The sequence below is a fragment of the Chitinophagaceae bacterium genome, assembly GCA_016717285.1.
GTDB lineage: Bacteria > Bacteroidota > Bacteroidia > Chitinophagales > UBA10324 > JACCZZ01.
In genome coordinates, this window is record JADKFU010000005.1 from 615689 (window position 1) to 636031 (window position 20343).

Here is a 20343-nt window from a genome sequence, read left to right on the forward strand (position 1 = left end):
ACCTTCACAGCGGATGGTGTTGCATAATTTTATGAAAATGTTACATCATTCATGCTTTTGATGCATTTTATAGAAGACAGGCAAACGACTCACATTTTAAGGTGCTGAGCATTTTCATTTCTGAAAATAAATGTGATCGATATTGAAACATTTACAGAGATGCTGAAAAAGCAGTAGTAAATCTAATACGGATCCACATCCACCACTACATGTACCGAACGATATTTATTCCCTTCCGCCAATCGGTCTAATTCTTCCCTTATTCTTTTTTTAGTGTGTTGAATCAATGTACCGGACCGTTCCAGCTTGATAAGCACCTGAACTAAATATTGATTTTTAATACGTGCAATCGACGGTTCTGCAGGTCCTAATAATTTCTTCTGCAATTCTTTTTGCAAAGCGTTTGCAACAAGGTGACTCGCTTCCCACACCGTTTTTTTATCCTTGTGTTTGAAAATAAGTTGAATCAATCTTGTAAAAGGCGGATATTGAAATTTTTGACGGTGCCTGATTTCTTCCGCATAAAATCCACGGTAATCATGATTGATGATAAAGGGCAACAATGCATTGTTCATGTTGCTGGTTTGAATAATCACGCGGCCACGTTTGTTCTTTCTTCCTGAGCGGCCGCTCACCTGCGACATCACCTGGAAGCCACGTTCAGCAGACCGGAAATCGGAATAGTTAATCAACTGATCGGCATTCAATATTCCAACCAATGAAACATTTTCAAAATCCAAACCCTTGGTCACCATCTGTGTTCCTACGAGCACCTGTGTTTTGTTGCGCTCAAAAGCACCGATTATTTTTTGATAACCATTCTTGCTTTTCACTGCATCATAATCCAGCCGTGCGATAACAACGCCCGGAAGAAAAACTTTCAGGTCATCTTCAATCTTCTCCGTTCCGAATCCTGTAATTTTTAGTTGACTGCTGCCACAGGCCGGACATTGTGAGAACGAACTTTTTCTATGTCCGCAATAATGACATTTCAATTCATGTTGAAATTTGTGATAGGTGAGGTGTACATCACAATTCGGACACATCGCTGTCCAACCGCATGTTTCACATTCCATGTAAGGCGCATAGCCACGCCGGTTTTGAAAAAGTATGGCCTGTTCTTTTTTGTCAACGGTTACTTTCAATTCATCCAACAACATTGCAGTGAAATGTGCATGCAATTGTTTTTTCTTCTTCGCATCTTTCACATCGGTTAGTACTATCTCCGGCATTTCAAGTCCTGCATATCGTTCGTTTAGTTCAACACGACCAAACTTGCCTGCTGTGGCATTGTGATAACTCTCCAGTGATGGTGTGGCACTTCCCAACAAAGTTTTTGCACCGTGTAAACTTGCAAGATAAATGGCTGCATCACGCCCGTTGTAACGGGGAGCGGGATCATTTTGTTTGTAAGAAGAATCATGCTCTTCATCCACAATCACCAGTCCGAGGTTTTCAAATGGAAGAAACAATGCTGAGCGTGCGCCAAGAATAATCTGGTATTCACCATGTAATAGCTTATTCCAGATTTCCACACGTTCCTGCGGATTGAAACGTGAGTGATAGATACCTATTTTTTTACCGAACTGTTTGCGCAACCTTTCAATGATCTGTGTTGTCAATGCAATTTCCGGTAGCAGATACAACACTTGTTTTTCTGATGCAAGTGCTGCCTCCATCAACTTTATGTACACATTTGTTTTTCCGCTGCCCGTTACGCCATACAGCAGCGTTACATTCTTTTCAGCAAATTGTTTCGCGCAATTTTTTAACGCTTCTTCCTGTGGTAATGTCAGATCAAATGTGATGTTCTCAGATTCCACTTCGTTGATTCGCCCTGTTTCTTTCTGCTGTTGCAGGAAAATATTTTTTTTCAGCAATGCATTCAATGCGGCATTGTCGGCTTTTGATTTTTCCAGCAGATCACTTTTCAGAATTTCTTTATAGCGTGTACCGTGGAGATTGCTGAGGTGTGTATAAGCCATCAGCAATGCCAGTTGCTTAGGTGCTTTTCTTTCGAGTTCATCAAAGATCGGTCGCAATTGATCATCCTTTTCATATACAGGATTAATGCGGATGAAGGTTTCCATCTTTGGCTTGAAACGTTCGAGCAATTGTTCCTTCACCAACACTACATTTTTTTTCAGCAACGCTTGAACGATCGGATATACTGTTTTCTGCCGTAGAATTTTCCCGATCTCGTCAATGGTTAACTCTTTTTGTAAATGCAGCGCTTCAGCAATCAGGTATTCTTTATCGGAAAGATTTGAAAAGTTGTCATCGAAAGCAGGATGCATTACAATGCTGGTTTCACTCTCCAGCTTAAATCCGCTGGGCAACGCGGCATTCATTACATCTCCTTCAGCACACAAATAATAACCGGCCATCCACTCCCAAAACTTCAATTGCGTTTCCGTAACTATTGAAGATTCATCCAATACAGAGATGATGGGTTTGATTCTGTATTCCTTTGGAGTTTGGTGGTGAATGCGTTTAATGATTCCCGCATAAATCTTTCGCTGACCGAATTGAATTTCGACACGTTTTCCAATGGTGGCGTTAGCTTCAAGTTCTTTTGGAATACCGTACGTGTAGTTTATCTGTAGTGATAATGGAAGTATTACCTCAGCAAATGTTGAAAATTCATGCGATAATGTATCTGGAAACATCTATTAATTTAACTGATACTCAGAATTTCATCGTAATTGATATAAGCAATATAGTTTTGTTCCGACAGAAAAGCATCATCTTTCGATTTGTTTGAATCAGCGATAATTATTTCTTCCGAAGATGCACTCGTATTGAAAAGCTCCCTGAGACCTTTGCCAGTCCAATATTTAATTTGATAAGTATGATCCATTGAAATTATCCCAGCATTTATTTCAATTCCATCATTTCTGGTAATAGTTACTGCTCTACCAGCTTTAAGTAACTGAAGCCTTTTGGAATTAATGAGTATCGCATAATTGATTTTTTCACCAGCAACAACAACATCAGTTATTTCAATAAATTCTTTGTTAAGAGGAAACATTGATCTGATGTTTCTAACTAACGGACTCTGGCTATTGATAATGTTAATTCTTGCTATGGAGAGATATTCTTCCTCACTCAGGTTTTCACGAAAGATTTCAAGTAATTCCCGGATAATAATTAGTTGAGAATAGTGGTCAAATCTTCTGTCACTTAATAACCATGAATATTGAGGGTTTTCAAAACCGGATTCAGAGGGAGTTAATAGGATAAAATCACATGATCTTCCCGCTAATTCAAAGTCGAGTTGCCTGAGAAAATACTTTTCAATTTGTCGCAAAGTATTTTCGATTGTTAGTTCACCTACCATAGTTTTGTTATCCAGTTTAAAATTCCGTTCTCGTTGTCTTCAATCGCACTTAAAATTTCTTCCATCTCCGCTTTAGAAGAAGAACCAATTTTATTGTATCGGTCAGATTCCTTCCAACCAGCTATTAACGACCAGTTCGCCGCGAATTGAGGATTTTTAGAAATCTCTTGATTTAAGAATTTCTGCAATCCCCCCAATTTTATAAGTCTGTCAAAGTTATGCGTTAAAAATGATTTTGAGATTTCTCCCGTTTCAGTTCTGTCAATTTTTGCAACCTTGATTTACGCAGCTTAAACATCCGCTTAGATAGCGGGCTCCTGTAAAATGTCCATTTGCGGAAAGTAATTTGGTCTCTTGCAATCTTTCCATTGCAAGCTCATGAAAATGGGTTCTATCAGGCATATAAATAAACTGAATGAAAAAATATGAATGCTAAATAAAGTATTTTATCCTTAATCTACCATAGGTGCCCGAAAAAATGGTTTCGAAGGATCAAATATTTTCCTGTAAGTACGATAACGTTTAGAAACAGTGGTCCCTAAATTTTCCACCATACGGATCATCTTGGGATTGAAATCGCCAATCCAGTTCATTTCCAAAGTTTTGTACTTTTTTAAAGGTTGTACTACATTCCCGGTTGCTACAATCAATGCACCATCTATTCCTTTGCCTTGAAAATCGGGCACTACACCAAATAAAATTCCCGACATTTTATCAATCACACCACGCCAGCGATACCACGCAAACTTTAACTTGCCATACCAATCAAGGCGACCGTTCAGATAGCGAATCACCTGGTTGATTTCCGGTAGCATCACAAAAAACGCAATCGGACGATCCTTGAAATAGCCAAACCAGATCAGTCTCTCATCCATAATGGGAAGCATCTTTTTCATCGCTGTCATCATCTGTTCTAAAGTCACAGGGTTAAAAAATCCCATTTTGCTCCAGGCTTCATTGTAAACCTGCGTGAGATCGGCAGCATACTTATTAAGTTGCTTCTTATCTACATGTTCAAACCGGAAGGCACTGCTTCTGAAGATGCGTTCCGCTTTTGCTCTGAATAGTTCTGGCACTTCATCCTGAATATTGTACCTGAAAACCAGTTGGTTAAAGTAAGTCTGAAAACCATACGACTCAAAGAGTTGAATGTAGTAGGGCGGATTGTAATTCATCTGGTAACTGGGCGGCTCAAATCCTTCAAACAGCAAACCCCACCACGATGAACGGTCACCAAAATTAATCGGCCCATCCATCGCTTCCATTCCTTTTAATAATAACCATTCTTTAGAAGCATCAAATAAAATATTCGCTGCCTTTTGATCATTGATGCATTCAAAAAAACCTATACCGCCCGTCACATATTCTGATGTACGTGCTGTTTTTTCATTTACAAAAGCGGCAATTCTTCCAATCAGCTTCCCATCTTCATTTTCCAAAATCCACCGTATGGCGGCACCTGTTTTCAGAAGTTTATTCTTATCAGGATCAAAAACTGCTTTGATATCATTGTCCAACGGGCGAACCCAGTTAGCATCATTTTTATAGATCGAAAGCGGCACTTCAAGAAATCGCTTTTCTGTAACAGTATCTGCAACAACTATTAATTGCATCGTAAATTATTTGTTGAAGTAAGGAACGAAAACTAAAATGCAAATGATCAAAGCGGCAGTGCCTGCTAAAAAGACGGCTCCGGCGGCAATATCTTTTACTTTCCCGGCCATTTCATGGTAGCCTGGTGAAACAAAATTAACCAGTTGCTCAATGGCTGTGTTGATACATTCAGTGATCAGCAATAAAGCTGCTGCCAACACTAAAAGAATCCAGTCTGTCCTGCTGATCTGCAGATACCAGCCAAACAAAGTGCCAGCAACTACAACTGCAGTTTGAATCCTGATGCTGGTTTCTGTTCGGTATGGAATCAGCAAACCGGTAAATGCGGTCGTGAGTTTCTTGAAAATATTACTGCTCTTTAATTCTTTTTCCATCTTTTTGAGCAAAGAAAGTGGATTTAGTCGCGTGAAGTATAATTGATTCCACATTTTTCAGTTCAAAATACAGCGAAGCAATATTTTTTCAATTGAAAATTTCTGATTGTTATCATGAAAGCAATTTTGTTCAGGTGTGAAATAGCAAAATGTAAATGAATACAAGTGTCACCATTCAAACATTTATGATTCCTATTTAATTTCAGCCTCTTTTTTGAGCAGTTATTCAATGATGATGTCAGCCTGAAATATGTTTGAGTTTTTAAACTGATTATTGGAGGTTATGGAGACGTTCCTCTGCTGCATGGCTTTCTCTTTTGTCGAAGTTTCTATGTTGATCTGATCTTTTCTTGTATTTTCATCACCATCAAGAAATTCGCGCATGAAAAAAATCTGCTTGCTTCTTTTGTTCATTAGCTCATGGTGCTTCGCTCAAAAAAAATCTTCTACCACGCCTGTATCACCTCCACCGTTTACGACAGCAGTAAAAAGATTACAGGGATTTGATGTCAGAAACGAGCTTGATCAAAGCTCATTGGTGCAGCAGGTTGAATTTCGAAATGTCGGCCCGACAATTATGAGTGGCCGTGTTACTGATGTAGACGTGAATCCTGAAAATTCAGCACAATTTTATGTGGCCTTTGCCTCCGGTGGTTTGTGGCGCACGGATAATAACGGAATGTCATTTACTCCGCTCTTCGATCATGAAGCAGTTATGACTATCGGTGACATTGCGGTGGATTGGAAAAACAGCATTATATGGATTGGCAGCGGTGAAAATAATTCCAGCCGTTCTTCCTACGCAGGCGTTGGGATTTATAAAAGTGAAGATGGTGGAAAATCATGGAAGAATATGGGATTGAATGAAAGTCAGCATATCGGCCGGATCGTTTTGGATCCGGAAAATGCCGATGTAGTGTATGTTGCGGCCCTCGGTCATTTATATTCTGACAATAAAGAACGAGGCGTATATAAAACTACAGACGGTGGCGTAACCTGGAAGCAAACACTTTTTGTAAATGATCACACCGGCTGCATCGATATCATAATCGATCCGGGCAATAAGAACTTTCTTTATGCAACTGCATGGGATCGTAATCGACGGGCCTGGAATTTCCAGGAAAGCGGACCTTCATCAGGTATTTATAAAAGCATAGATGCAGGCGAAAGCTGGCAACTGATTACGGATGGAACGAATACTTTTCCTCATGGCGATGGTGTTGGGCGTATTGGATTAGATGCGGGAATAAAAAATGGCAACACCGTCCTGTATGCTTTTCTCGATAATCAATTCCGCCGTGAAAAGAAAAAAGAAGAAGACACTACACTGCTCACCAAAGACATGTTGCGTACGATGAATGTTTCCGCTTTTCAACAATTGCAGAAAAAGAAAGTGGAAAATTTTTTACGCGATGAAAATTTTCCGGAGAAATACACTGCCGATACCATTTTAACGCTGATGAAATCAGGAACGATTACGCCGCAAACGCTGGTGGAATACTTAGACGATGCCAACTCACTGCTATTCGAAACCGATGTGGTTGGCGCTGAATTGTACCGCTCCGATGATGGTGGAAAAACCTGGGTAAAACCCTACAATGATTATATGGACGAGCTTTTTTATACCTACGGTTACTACTTCGCACAGGTTCGTGTTGTTAAAAATAATCCTGATAAGGTTTATCTCGTTGGCTTCGTGGTGCTCAGTTCTGATGATGGTGGAAAAACATTCCGCGATATCAACCAGGAAAATGTGCACGTTGATCATCACGCTTTATGGATCGATCCGGATAAAAAAGGTCATTTGATCAATGGCAATGACGGTGGCGTAAATATATCTTACGATGATGGAAAGACGTGGATGAAGTGTAACAATCCGCCAGTTGGTCAGTTTTACTCTGTGAATTACGACAATGAAAAACCATACAACGTATATGGAGGACTGCAGGATAACGGTGTATGGTTTGGAAGCAGCAACACCACCAATTCAAATGAGTGGCATCAGACAGGCATTTATCCATTTAAAGAAATTATGGATGGCGACGGAATGCAGGTAGCTGTTGATACACGCGGAGGAAGTAATGTTTATACAGGGTTTCAATTCGGAAATTATTTTCGCGTGAGCACACTAACAGGAACATCCAAATATATCACCCCATCACATGAACTTGGCGAACGTCCGTACCGGTGGAACTGGCAATCGCCGATCTGCCTTTCTACACACAATGCCGACATCGTTTATTTTGGCGCGAACAAATTATTCCGTTCACTCAACAATGGGAGCGATTTTAAACCGATTTCACCGGATCTCACCAAGGGTGGAAAAAAGGGAGATGTTCCCTATGGAACTTTAACAAGTATTCAGGAGTCGTCATTAAAATTTGGTTTGATTTATACCGGAAGCGATGACGGATTAATGTATGTAACAAAGGATGGCGGCAATAGCTGGACAAAAATTTCAGAAAAGTTACCGCAGGATTTATGGGTGAGCAGGATACAGGCATCAGCATTTAAAGAGTCTCGGGTTTATGCTGCGTTGAGTGGATATCGTTGGGATGACTTTGCTGCCTACCTGTATTCTTCTGAGGATTTTGGAACAACATGGTCGCGTATCGGAACCACGCTCCCGATGGAACCTATCAATGTGGTGAAAGAAGATCCTGTAAATGAAAACATATTGTATGTAGGAACAGATAATGGTTGCTATGTATCACTTGATCGCGGCAAAACCTTTATGAGCATGAACGGTAAATTACCGGCAGTGGCTGTACATGATTTGGTGATTCATCCCCGTGATCACGATTTAATTCTTGGAACACATGGCAGATCCATCTACATTGCTTCCGTGAAGGAATTGCAACAGCTACGCGATTCGATATTGCAAAAGCCATTGTTTGTTTTCTCCATTGAACCTGTTGCCTATAATAAAAATTGGGGACAAAAAGATTTTAATTGGGACACCATTGCAAAACCACAATTAAAAATTCCAGTATATCTGAATCAGCCGGCTAAAGTAACTATCACCATTTTTGCAGACAGTAGTCTGGTGTTGAATAAATTGAGTTATGATGGTGTGAAAGGATTGAATTATTTCGATTATGATTTTTCAACGGATTCAACACAGAATGTTTCATACGAACAATTTTTGAACAAAGACCTGAAAGAAGATGACGATAAAATAAAGTTGAAAAAAGCAGACAATGGAAACTATTATTTACAAGCAGGAAAATATAAATACACGGTGGAAGCAAACGGGATCAAATCTGAGGGCATATTGGTAATTGAAAAACCGGACTAGCAAATGAGCACCGGATCGTAACCTTTCCGCCTGAGGGTAGCATTTTGCCGTTGAGGTATCACTTCATCCAAAGAATTTTTGTTTGCAGCCTCAGAAAACCTTTCCCTCATTTCGCTGTTAATACGCGGAATGAAAAATTATCTCATTGCCGGCGGCTCATCAGGAATTGGTTTCGAACTGGTAAAAAAAATAATGGTTGATGGAAATAAACCCATAATCGTTGCACGCAACGCACGTGAACTGAATCTTTCGCAAGTGGAATTTTATGCTGCGGATATTTTGAAAGATGCACTTCCTGAAATCGAAATGCCTCTGCATGGCTTGGTGTATTGTCCGGGTTCCATCACCCTAAAACCAATCAGATCCCTTCGCGATGAAGACTTTTTGAATGACTTCAGCATCAATGTCCTTGGTGCCGTGAAAACGATTCAAAAATATCTGCCCAACTTAAAGAAGGAAGCAATTGCTTCCATTGTTTTATTCAGTACAGTAGCGGTGGAAACAGGAATGAGTTTCCACAGTTCCATTGCAGCAGCTAAAGGCGCGGTTGAAGGATTGATGCGCTCACTGGCTGCCGAACTGGCTCCTGCTGTCAGGGTAAATGCAATAGCACTTTCACTTACTGAAACGCCACTTTCCGCTCGTTTTACTGATTCCGGGAGCAAGTTTCAGGCAGCAAAAGAACGTCATCCATTAAAACAGATAGGATCAGCGAATGACATTGCATCACTTGCCTATTGGCTATTAAGTGATGAATCGAAATTTGTTACCGGCCAGGTAATAAAAATGGACGGTGGAATTTCAGGAACCAGATAGTGCAACGATAAAAAAAGAAAAGTAAATGAGTCTACATACATTAAAGCACACACAAATCATTTCCATTCCATTGAACGAAGCATGGGATTTTTTTTCTTCTCCGCTAAACCTGAACAAGATCACACCACCGGAAATGAATTTTAATATTCTATCTACATTCAATCCGGAGGACAAAGTGTACGCTGGCATGCTGATCAAATATAAAGTCAGTCCTTTATTAGGTATTCCATTAAACTGGACCACTGAAATTACAGCCGTAGAATACCAACGTCATTTTATTGATGAGCAACGTAGCGGTCCGTTTGCTTACTGGCACCACGAGCACTTTTTTGAAGCAGTGCCTGAAGGAGTGAAGATGACTGATATTGTGAGCTGGAAAGTGCCGGGTTGGTTTTTAGGTGATATCATCAACCGGCTTACGGTACAAAAAAGAGTGGAAGGAATTTTTGCATTCAGAAAGAAGAAAATGGAATCGCTGTTTGGCAATTCAACAAAATAAGCAGGTCTCAATTGTATCAGGAAGAAAGAGAGACTTATAGAAAATTAATGTGAGGCTAAAATTCAAACCCTGCATCCACCGATACATAATCGGCGGTAAATTCTCCGGCAGTCACATATACACCAATAGAAAACTGCTCATGTTTTTCTTTTCCAAATGGAGGCAGGTAAATGGGCACTCCTAACTTTTGATAAAACCCATATTCCAGCGGAGAAGGTTTGTAAAAATTATAACCGGCCACTATCGAGACGCCTGCAAAGCCAAACAAAAATTCATCTTTTATAAAACCTGATACAGCACAGGAGTGGAGGAAATATTGATCAGGATAAATTTCTTCGTGTTTAATAAAACTATTTGCAGCCTCCTTATACGTCCCCATTGCCCCGATGGAAAGTTTGTTCCATCGTGTAAGTAATGTGCCTGCTGAAAGCTGAAATTGATAAACATGATACATCGGTCCTTCAGCAGGTAATTGCTCCTGGAAACCAAGCCCTGCGGCAACGTTGAACAGCACTCTTCTATGAAGCGGAGCAAGGTTCCTTTTTATGAATTCACTTTTATCATACGGCACCGGTTCATAGCGTAACCCCACGTTCCATGCTTTAATGTTGATACCAAGATTAGGAGTTTTAACAGCACCGGATGAAAAGTGGGTAAGCGAACCGCCTGCAAGGAAAGAGAAATTGCGGGCAAACCGCCAGCTTCCTCCCAAAGAAAATGAAGTGGTATTATTAATAGTGGTTGCAATCACATTATTTTCCGGATTATTGTTGTAATCATAATGCTCTGATAAAAATGCAATGCCTGTTCCGATTCTCAAATGAAGGCACAGTCGTTCACCGCGTATCAAAGGAATATCAAGGTTGGGTAAAATCGAAATTCCGTAGCCGAGCACTTCTTTATTTCCATAATCAGTGTAGGCGATTGCAATTCCATGTAACGGATAGTGATACAATTGCTGCCAGTCTTTGGAGCCATGTGTTTGTTTGGATAAATTTATTTCAAAAGCATTGGACGGCCCTTCAATCTCCGGTTGAAAGTTGGGCGTATGCCTGATCACTCTTCCGTGAGAATAGGTTGGTGCAATTCCCCAGCCTTTCCACACAACATTACTGTTAAAGTTTGCATTTGACTGAGCACAGAGTAAGAAAGGACAATTTAAAATGAATGCAATCCACAGCAATGATGGTTTGGAATCAAGCATCCGGTAAATATAAAATGAATTGGCTTTGTCCATCAGTAAGCCTGATAACATTTATAAATACTTAGACGATCGACTCGATTTTCTAATTCATAATTTTGAAGCTTTGCATTCTTAAAGCTTTTTAATATTAGCATTGATGTGTTATATCTTAGCGGCTTCATTCACGTTTTAAGTATTTTTGAACAGGAAAATCTGTTGCGCATGTTTCTTAAAATTTGTTTTGGATTGTTGATCACTTCCTTAATACCCTGCTGCTCTTTTTCGCAGGAAATTTTGTTTTCAGCACCTCAAAAAGTAACAACGGGTTATGCAAGGGTGGATGTGCTGGGCAAGAATCTTCAAGGTACAATTGTGCATGCGCTCGGCAGAAATACCGATGAAATGATTGCTTTTTACGACAACATGCAGCTTAGATGGAAAAAAGCCACTCCCAAAAAGGAGAAGAATGCCAAGCTTGAGCAGATTGTTTTGTATGAAGATTCCATTATTTTTTTTTATTCCATTATCGTCAAAAATGTCACACTTCTTAAAGCTTTCAGAACGAATGCAAAGCTTGAACCGGGACCACTGTCTTACATTGTAGATACCATCAACAGAACCCTTGTCAACGCAGCTCCTGATCTCCATTTTGCATTCAATCCGGATAAATCAAAAATTCTGATCTATTATCAGGATGCGGCATTTAATTCCAACGACCTGCTTCATGCACGATGTTACAATTTCCACCTTCACAAGTTCTGGTCTAGTTCCTGGAAAATAAAAAGTATGGAAATTCCAATATTGATTGAAGCGGTAGTAGACACACAAGGCAATGCATCAGTAGTGGTGGGAGAAAGCTATACTAAGAATTTCAACAACGATTTTACTTTTTCAGGGCTTCATGTTTTTCACATCAAAGCGAAGGGACAGCATTTAAGTGAAACTGAATTCTTTGAGAAAAATCATTTGCTGACTCCGTGCAAAGTAAAGATCGATTTAAGCTCCGGGAAATTGCTCATGGCAGGTTTATATGCAAGCGCTGCGGGAGTTGAATCTGAAGGTGCATATTTCTTTGTATTGCGTGAAAATGATTCTTTGCCTGCCAAAAAATTTGAGCCGCACTCTCTCGATTTCATATCACAGCTCACAGGAAATAAACCGCCACGTAAGAATGATGGATTTTTTGAGTTTCAGCCAAAGGAACTGATTGTTACAAGAGATGGTGGTGGTATACTGATTACGGAAGCAATTTCAGTTTCATCCGAATCATTTAATAACTCAGGTTATGGCACTTTTGGAATCAGCTCCGGCTTTACGGTTAATTATTATCACTATGATGAATTGGCTGTTTTTTCTTTTAACGATGATTTGTCACTCAATTGGAAACAAATTCTTCACAAGAAGCAGGCTACGGAAGGTGATGGCGGTTACTACTCTTCCTTTGCAACTGTCATTTCACCTGCTGCACTGCACTTTATTTACAATGATGTTCAAAATGGACAAACAAGTGTGGGTGGCTATAATATTGACGTAACCGGAAAGCAACAGCATGTGGAGGTTTTTAATGCCGACAGAAAAGGTGTCATGATCATTCCCCAGGCCGCAAAACAGGTGGCTCCGAATGAAGTGGTGGTGCCAAGCTTAAAAAGAAATTACCTTCAGTTTGTTAAAATCATATTTTAAAAACATTCTCCATTGGTCAGCATATTCCGGTCGTATCATCCTGCTGTTATTTTCATGTTGCTCCTTTATACTGTATTACTGCGGATTGTGCTTTTTGCACAGCCTGTTGTTTTTGAAGTGCCTGAAAATGCCAATTTGCTCAGTGGGCTTACCTACCAGGCGATTGCAACATTTGCCGGTGACCGCAATTTTATATTTCATGTCATAAGCACAGCATTACTGTTTTTCCAGGCATTGTATTTCAATTACCTGGTTAATTATTACCGTATCATGGCTAAGTCGTCGTATTTGCCTGCTTTCTCTTTTATCTTAGTTTCTTCTCTTTTTGTCGAATTCACCTTGCTTACTTCAGCGCTTATCGCCAATACTTTTTTGCTGATGGCGCTTGCGCGGATTTTTGCATGGTACAAAAAGGATAAAGTGACGGCTCCCGTTTTTGATACCTCCTTCCTGATTGCTATTGCTTCGCTTTTCTTTTTTCCATACATCGTTTTTTTTCTTTTTGTTTTGGCAGCGCTCATGGTGTTGAGGCCTTTCAGTTTACGTGAATACCTGATTGCGGCCATTGGACTCGTATTGCCGTATTATTTTATCGGTGTTTACTTTTTTTGGATTCATCAGCTTCCTGAGTTTCTGAACTCACTTATTATCTCAGAATTACGGTTCAATGCGGCGGCAATCGAACGCAACATCCGCATATTCGCTATTGGAATACCTGTGCTTGCCATTCTTGTTTGGGCAGCTACGTTTATACAATCCAATCTGTTTCGTATGGTAGTACAGGTGCGCAATTATCTGATTGTAGTGGCATGGTTCTTTGTGGCAGGAATTCTATCACTTTTGATACAGTTTACGGGAGAATTGTTCCATTTTGTCTGGCTGTGCATACCGGCAGGTTTAGCGTTTGCATTTTTCTTTGCAGAGTTCAGGCGAAAAGCTATTGTTGAAGTCGTTCATTTATGCTTAATTTTGGCCATTCTTTTTTTTCAGTTCTACTACCTTTTTAATCCCTTAATTTAATTTACATGAAGTTTGGTGTAGTAGTTTTTCCTGGTTCCAATTGCGATCGGGATCTTATTCATGTATTGGAATCAGTACTGCAACAGGAAGTTGTTGTGATTTGGCATAAAGACAAATCACTCCCTGATTTTAGCCTGAATGATTGTATTATGCTGCCGGGAGGATTTTCGTATGGCGATTACCTTCGTTCAGGTGCGATTGCCCGTTTTTCACCTATTATGAATGCCGTGGTGGAATTTGCCAACAGCGGTGGATTTGTCTGGGGCATTTGCAATGGATTTCAAATTCTTTGCGAAGCTGGTTTGCTTCCTGGTGCGTTATTACGAAATGCCGGTCAGCAGTTCATTTGCAAAAATGTTTTCATCACTCCTTCCGGCGCAGAATCGGCTATTACTAAGGGATTAATGCCTGGAAGTGCTTACAAAATTCCGATTGCACACGCTGAAGGACGCTATTATGCCGATCAGCAAACACTTGATCGTTTACAAAAAAACAAGCAGGTGATTTTTCAGTATTGTGATGAGAGCGGCAGGGTGAATGATACAGGAAATCCTAATGGATCAATGGCAAATATCGCAGGCATTTGCAATGAAACGCGGAATGTTTTCGGCATGATGCCACATCCGGAAAGGGCTTCTGAAGACATGCTCGGGAATACTGACGGTAAATTATTGTTCGAAACTTTTATCAGTTATGCCGAAGCTTTGGAAGTGGATGTGATGGATGACCTCTTACGTTAACAGCAGCAATTGAAACACTTATTGCTGATCAGCGTAAAAATTGAGTTTTAACCAATACCCATTGTGTTGTGGTAGCTTGTTTAATAAAGTGTTAATTGCGTGAGTCCCTTGTGTCTTGGATAAATAATAGTACAATTTTGCTTCATGCCTAAAAGTGCTGTAATTAGATTACTGTTTTTGTTTTTATTGCTGACGGCTTTTTCGTTTAGCATATCTGCCCAATATGCCAATCCGAATGTAGAGTGGAGTTTCGATACCAAAAAGATCAAATCAGACGAGTTCGATCTCCTTATAAAAGCTAAAATTGGCGCTGGTTATCATTTATATAGCCAGTTTATTGGTGAAGGCGGTCCTATACCATCATCATTTACATTTGAAAACTCAAAGGACTATAAGCGCATTGGAATCGTAAAAGAAGTTGGCAACCGTAAAGAAGCGATCGAGCCGTTGTTTGATGATATGAAATTGATATGGTATGAAGAGTATGTGACATTTTCCCAGAGAGTGAAGATCAATGCTTCAGATGTTTTCGTAAATGGGATGGTCAGTTTTATGACATGCAATGATCGATCCTGCGATCCACCCAGCGATCAGAAGTTTGAGTTTAAATTAACGGGTACACCGGCTATTGATACTGTTGGTGCAGCGATGAAGCAAATTGATGATCGTGCTTCAGTTGGAACCATAAGTAAGGATTCAATTCCCGATACAACTTCCGTTGGAGCAATTTCTTCTGTGGGTGTTATCGATTCAACGATGGCAACTGCTCAGGTCAATACTGAAGCTGATGAAGATGACGTGAGAAGGATGAGTTACTGGCAAACATTTCTGGCAGGATTTGGCTATGGACTTATTGCTTTGCTGATGCCATGTGTCTGGCCCGTTATTCCTCTCACCATTAGTTTTTTTCTGAAACAAAATAAAAGCAAGCAGCAGGGTCGTTTCAATGCATTTCTATATGGATTTTTCATCATTGTAATTTTTGTGTTGCTGGGCATCCTCGTTTCATTATTTACCAATGAACAAAAGCTCAATGAATTATCTACCGGCTGGTTTTTCAACCTTTTGTTTTTTGTGCTTTTTTTTCTTTTTGGCTTATCATTTTTAGGCGTTTTCGAAATCCGTGTTCCTTCGAGCTGGATCAATAAATCTGAATCTTTGTCTGACAGAGGTGGTCTGATCGGTATCTTTTTCATGGCCTTTTCACTGGTACTGGTGTCATTTTCCTGCACCCTGCCCTTCGTAGCTAACCTTATTTCTATTGTTTCCAGAGATGGAGAATTTGTGAAACCATTGATTGGATTTTCAGCTTTTGGACTGGCACTTGGACTGCCCTTTGGTTTGTTTGCCTGGTTTCCATCAGGATTAAAAAAACTCCCCAAATCAGGCGGTTGGATGAACACTATCAAGGTATCTTTTGGATTTATAGAACTCGCCCTTAGTTTTATCTATCTTTCCAAAGTTGATATGGCTTATCATTGGAACTTCCTTTCCCGTGATATATTTTTATCAATCTGGATTATCATTTTCCTTGTGTTAGGATTGTATCTCCTAGGTAAAATCCGGCTGGCACTTGATGGAGATTCGTCTCATATTTCCGTACCTAGATTACTGTTTGCCCTCGTGAGTCTTGCTTTTGCTATTTATATGGTTCCGGGATTGTGGGGCGCACCGCTTAAACCTTTAAGTGGATTTCTTCCTGTTTATTCTGAATTTACCCTTGAGGCAAATGTGCACAATCAACCGTACCAGGAAAATAGTAGTGAGCTTCCGGTAGCTAAAAAATACGGGTCACTCTTTGAATCGCCCCTGGGCCTTGACTTGTATTTTGAATATGATGAGGCATTGGCCAAAGCCAAAGAATTGAAGAAACCATTATTCGTCGATTTCACCGGTTGGGGTTGTGTTAATTGCAGGAAGATGGAAAAGTCAGTTTGGCCTGATCCGGAAGTGCTGAAAAGATTAAGAAACGAATATGTGATGGTCTCTTTATATGTGGATGATAAGTTTGAACTACCCAAAGACCAACAATACTTCTCCAAAGCGCTTGACAAACAAATCATTACCTTGGGCGACCGAAATTTTGATATTCAATATTCTAATTATGGAATAGGAGCACAACCTTATTATGTTTTACTTGATAATGAAGGAAAATTGCTCACTCCACCCAGAGCTTATACGGCTGATATAAGCACTTATGTCAGGTTTTTGGATGAAGGGATAAGCAAATTTAAAGCGCGTAACATGTTATTATCTTCCAAATAGCAGGCAAGAATTTCTGTGTAGTCTCCTTATGTACTGCCATCTTTTGTAGAAGATCAGGCCTTCGATAAAAAACAAACAACTCCTTACAACCTTTATTTCTATGGTTTCGTCTATCAGAAGATTTGGTTCGTCCGGATCAACACTTTCACGAAGGATTGTTCATAATGTTAAATGCCGCATTCTTTTCTGAGAGTATTTTACATACATTTACCACCATCTTTTTTCATTCACCAAACTAAAATCCTATGACAAAAGCTATCCGCTTACTGCTTGCGATGCTTGTTCTAGTACTCACATGGCAAGCTTCTTTTGCACAGAACCGGTTGATTACCGGAACTGTCAAAGACAATAACGGGGAAGCAATCATTGGCTCATCTGTCCTCGTGAAGGGATCTACAACAGGTACCTACACTGATGTCGATGGCAATTATTCGCTGTCCGTTCCATCCAATGCAACTACCCTGGTATTTAAATACCTCGGTTACAAATCGAAAGAAGTGCCTATCAGCGCTACCAATGTGGTGAATATCGAACTTGAAGAAGATGTTCTCGGCTTGGAAGAAGTAGTAGTAACCGCTGTGGGTATTTCTGCTGAAAAGAAGTCACTTGGTTATTCTGTTCAGGATGTTTCCGGTGATAAATTAACAGCAGCCGGCGCAAACAATACCTTATCAGCTTTGTCTGGTAAAGTAGCTGGTCTTCAGGTAATTAACTCCTCCGGAGCTCCAGGCAGTTCGGTTTTCCTGCAACTTCGCGGAGCTACTTCCATTACAGGTGACAACTCACCGCTTTTTGTAATTGATGGTATTCCGGTTGATAACTCCTATAATGCATCGGGCAGTCCTGATAACGAAGGAGCGCTCATTAATAATAATTTGCTGGAAAGTGTAAACAATTCCAACAGGGCAATTGACGTAAATCCAGACGATATTGCTTCTATAACAGTTCTCAAGGGTCCTGCTGCCGCGGCGTTATATGGATTACGGGCATCAAATGGTGCAATAATTATTACCACGAAAAGAGGTGGAGCAGAAGGAGCCGGAAAGGGTATGCATGCTTCTTTTAGCAGCACATACACTGTAGAAGAGGTGAATAAATTACCTGAAATGCAGGACAAATATATCAAAGGGTCTGGCGGTACTATCGCTAAATACGGTTCTACTGCTTCCGGTTCATGGGGCGCTTTAGCCGATACACTTTTCTGGGATCCAACACAGGTAACTCCTTATAATCAATATGGTGAACTGATTGGCCAATCGGCAGCAGCAAATAACTCTGCGGCAATTCCCTTCACACCCTATAATAACGAAGACCAGTTCTTTAGAACCGGTAATACCATGGAAAACAATCTTTCACTTTCCGGTGGTGGCGACAAGGGTGGATTCAGAGTTTCTTTTGGAAGTCTTAACCAGAAAGGTGTTGTTCCTTTATCTGATTTTCAACGCTACAGCGGAACCTTGTCTGGTGAAATGAAGATATCCGAGAAATTTTCAACAGCCGGTTCAATTACCTATGTAAAATCAGGTGGAAACCGGGTGCAACAGGGTTCGAACCTTTCTGGTCTTATGCTGGATCTGCTTCGTACTCCTATTTCTTTTGATAATTCGAATGGTTCTGATGACCCCACAGAAGCATCTGCCTATGTTCTTGATGATGGGTCACAACGGAACTATCGTGCGGGAGTAGGTTATGACAATCCTTACTGGACTATCAATCAGAATCCTTTTCAGGATGATGTTAACCGCATGTACGGATATGGTGAAGTTGGATGGTCTCCCTGGACCTGGTTGAAATTTACAGAAAGAGTGGGTGTTGACTTCTATTCAGATCGCCGCAACCAGATTTTCGCAATTAATTCACGTGCTACGCCTGATGGACAGATCTTTGAACGCGACTATACTTACCGCCAGATTAATAATGATCTGTTGGGTACTGCTTCAAAACAATTCTCTGATAAATTCAGCGGTTCTTTGACATTGGGTTTCAATGCACTCAGTCAAAGTAAACAGGATATTTACGTACAGGGAGATAATCTTGTGATTCCTGATTTCTATAACTTCTCTAATGCTGCAAACGTGCTCACCCGCGAATATGAGTCTCATTACAGGATTTATGGATTTTATGGTTCATTGGATCTTAGTTTTGCAAATAGCCTTTACCTTACACTTACTGGCAGAAATGACCATTCGTCTACTCTTCCTGCTGAAAACAATTCATTCTTCTATCCTTCTGCATCACTTTCCTGGGTATTTACAGAAGCGCTGGGACTTAGCAATAACAAAGTTTTCCCTTATGGAAAACTTCGTTTGTCTGTTGCACAGGTTGGACATGATGCTCCTTTGTATGCACTTGAAAATTACTACGCTCAAACGACTGCCAGCGATGGATGGACTTCCGGTATTGCTTTTCCTTTGCCTGATGCAAATGGTAATGCAACTACTGCATATTCTAATTCAGCAACGCTTGGAAATCCGGGTTTGAAACCTGAAAAAGTAACTTCCTTTGAAGTAGGTGCTGACCTTCGTTTTATCAATAACAGAATAGGTCTTGATGTTACCTACTACCAGTCAAAATCTGTTGATCAGATCATTCCTGCTCCTATCGCCGGTTCTACTGGCTACCAGCAGCAATATCTTAACTCAGGTTCTATTGAAAATAAAGGATTTGAAGTAGCCCTGAACATCACAGCTATCAAGACTAAGGATTGGAAATGGGATATTGGCGCTAACTGGAGCACTAACAAGAGTGAAGTGCTGGAACTAGCTAACGGCGTTAATGAATTGTTTCTTGGCGGATTTGAAGGTTCAGCCGTTTATGCAATTGTTGGAGAACAGTACGGTTCTATATATGGAAGTCGTTGGTTGAGGGATGATAATGGTAACATCGTGATTGATGATGTTCAATTCCTGTCTGATGGAAGCGAGAATCCTACTTACGGCTATCCGATTCAGGATGCACAGGTTGGTGTTATTGGTGATGTGAATCCTGATTGGATCGCAGGCCTGAGCACTTCTCTTGCCTGGAAAGGTCTTTCTATTAGTGTGCTGATGGATGTTAGACAAGGTGGAGATCTCTGGAATGGAACAAGAGGTGCACTTAATTTCTTTGGTAAAACCGTAGAAACTGAAAATCGTGGTGAAACGACTGTATTTGAAGGCGTTCTGTCTGATGGACAAACCAATAATATTGAAGTGCCTTTAGATCAGAGTTGGTACCAGGGACTTGGTAGCGGTTTCGGCGGACCAACCGAGCAATTTATTGAAGATGGTTCTTACATCAAATTGAGAGAATTAGCGTTAACATACACAATTGCTCCCAAGGTTTTGGAAAAAACACCAATTGCTTCAATCGACATCTCTTTGGTTGGTCGTAATCTTTGGTTATCGACTGACTACAAGGGCGTTGATCCTGAAACCAGTTTGACAGGTGCCAATCATAGCCAGGGAATGGATTATTTCAATATGCCGGGTGTAAGAAGTTTTGGACTTAATCTAAGACTTACCCTGTAATC

Annotated in this window: 15 protein-coding genes; 8 read left to right on the top strand and 7 right to left on the bottom strand. The window is 40.3% G+C overall.

The features are described from left to right. Positions 1-182: 182 nt before the first annotated feature. From priA to IPO83_12425, 6 genes are all read right to left on the bottom strand, one after another. Complete coding sequence (gene priA / locus IPO83_12400; GenBank protein ID MBK9732063.1) at positions 183-2669, bottom strand: primosomal protein N'; 2487 nt, start codon at positions 2667-2669, stop codon at positions 183-185. Positions 2670-2677: 8 nt separating this feature from the next. Further along, positions 2678-3340 (bottom strand): hypothetical protein, encoded by a 663-nt coding sequence (locus IPO83_12405; protein MBK9732064.1) that lies wholly within the window; start codon positions 3338-3340, stop codon positions 2678-2680. Further along, positions 3334-3528: a hypothetical protein gene (locus IPO83_12410; protein MBK9732065.1), complete on the bottom strand. Its 195-nt coding sequence runs from the start codon at positions 3526-3528 to the stop codon at positions 3334-3336. The genes IPO83_12405 and IPO83_12410 overlap by 7 nt, the downstream gene beginning before the upstream one ends. Positions 3529-3792: 264 nt before the next feature. After that, complete coding sequence (locus IPO83_12415) at positions 3793-4953, bottom strand: hypothetical protein (protein ID MBK9732066.1); 1161 nt, start codon at positions 4951-4953, stop codon at positions 3793-3795. Between the two features lie 6 nt (positions 4954-4959). Beyond that, entirely contained in the window at positions 4960-5328 is a 369-nt protein-coding gene (locus IPO83_12420) for a diacylglycerol kinase family protein (protein ID MBK9732067.1), read from the bottom strand. A gap of 222 nt (positions 5329-5550) precedes the next feature. Next, positions 5551-5712, bottom strand: a complete 162-nt coding sequence (locus tag IPO83_12425; GenBank protein ID MBK9732068.1) for a hypothetical protein — start codon at positions 5710-5712, stop codon at positions 5551-5553. On the opposite strand from IPO83_12425, the gene IPO83_12430 reads away from it, so the two are divergent. The 3 genes from IPO83_12430 to IPO83_12440 all read left to right on the top strand — a co-directional run bounded on the left by IPO83_12430 (position 5711) and on the right by IPO83_12440 (position 9941). Continuing rightward, complete coding sequence (locus IPO83_12430) at positions 5711-8626, top strand: glycosyl hydrolase (GenBank protein ID MBK9732069.1); 2916 nt, start codon at positions 5711-5713, stop codon at positions 8624-8626. The two genes, IPO83_12425 and IPO83_12430, sit on opposite strands and share 2 nt — an antisense overlap. 129 nt (positions 8627-8755) lie before the next feature. Further along, a complete protein-coding gene (locus tag IPO83_12435; protein MBK9732070.1) occupies positions 8756-9442 on the top strand; it encodes an SDR family oxidoreductase in 687 nt (228 codons plus the stop codon). A gap of 25 nt (positions 9443-9467) precedes the next feature. Next, complete coding sequence (locus IPO83_12440) at positions 9468-9941, top strand: SRPBCC family protein (GenBank protein MBK9732071.1); 474 nt, start codon at positions 9468-9470, stop codon at positions 9939-9941. A 55-nt stretch (positions 9942-9996) separates the two neighbouring features. Here the strand turns inward: IPO83_12440 and IPO83_12445 are convergent, their stop codons facing one another. After that, positions 9997-11196, bottom strand: coding sequence for an acyloxyacyl hydrolase (locus IPO83_12445; GenBank protein MBK9732072.1), 1200 nt, complete (start codon positions 11194-11196; stop codon positions 9997-9999). Positions 11197-11346: 150 nt separating this feature from the next. Between IPO83_12445 and IPO83_12450 the strand changes: the two genes are divergently transcribed. From IPO83_12450 to IPO83_12470, 5 genes are all read left to right on the top strand, one after another. After that, positions 11347-12807 carry a hypothetical protein gene (locus IPO83_12450; GenBank protein ID MBK9732073.1) on the top strand — a complete coding sequence of 487 codons (1461 nt, stop codon included), beginning with the start codon at positions 11347-11349 and terminating at the stop codon, positions 12805-12807. A gap of 12 nt (positions 12808-12819) precedes the next feature. Then, positions 12820-13827 (top strand): hypothetical protein, encoded by a 1008-nt coding sequence (locus IPO83_12455; protein MBK9732074.1) that lies wholly within the window; start codon positions 12820-12822, stop codon positions 13825-13827. Positions 13828-13832: 5 nt separating this feature from the next. Then, positions 13833-14567, top strand: coding sequence for a phosphoribosylformylglycinamidine synthase subunit PurQ (gene purQ, locus IPO83_12460; protein MBK9732075.1), 735 nt, complete (start codon positions 13833-13835; stop codon positions 14565-14567). A gap of 144 nt (positions 14568-14711) precedes the next feature. After that, the gene (locus tag IPO83_12465; protein MBK9732076.1) at positions 14712-16832 is read left to right on the top strand and encodes a thioredoxin family protein; all 2121 of its coding nucleotides are present in this window, start codon (positions 14712-14714) and stop codon (positions 16830-16832) included. 245 nt (positions 16833-17077) lie between these two features. Then, positions 17078-20341 (top strand): SusC/RagA family TonB-linked outer membrane protein, encoded by a 3264-nt coding sequence (locus tag IPO83_12470; protein MBK9732077.1) that lies wholly within the window; start codon positions 17078-17080, stop codon positions 20339-20341. Positions 20342-20343: the final 2 nt, after the last annotated feature.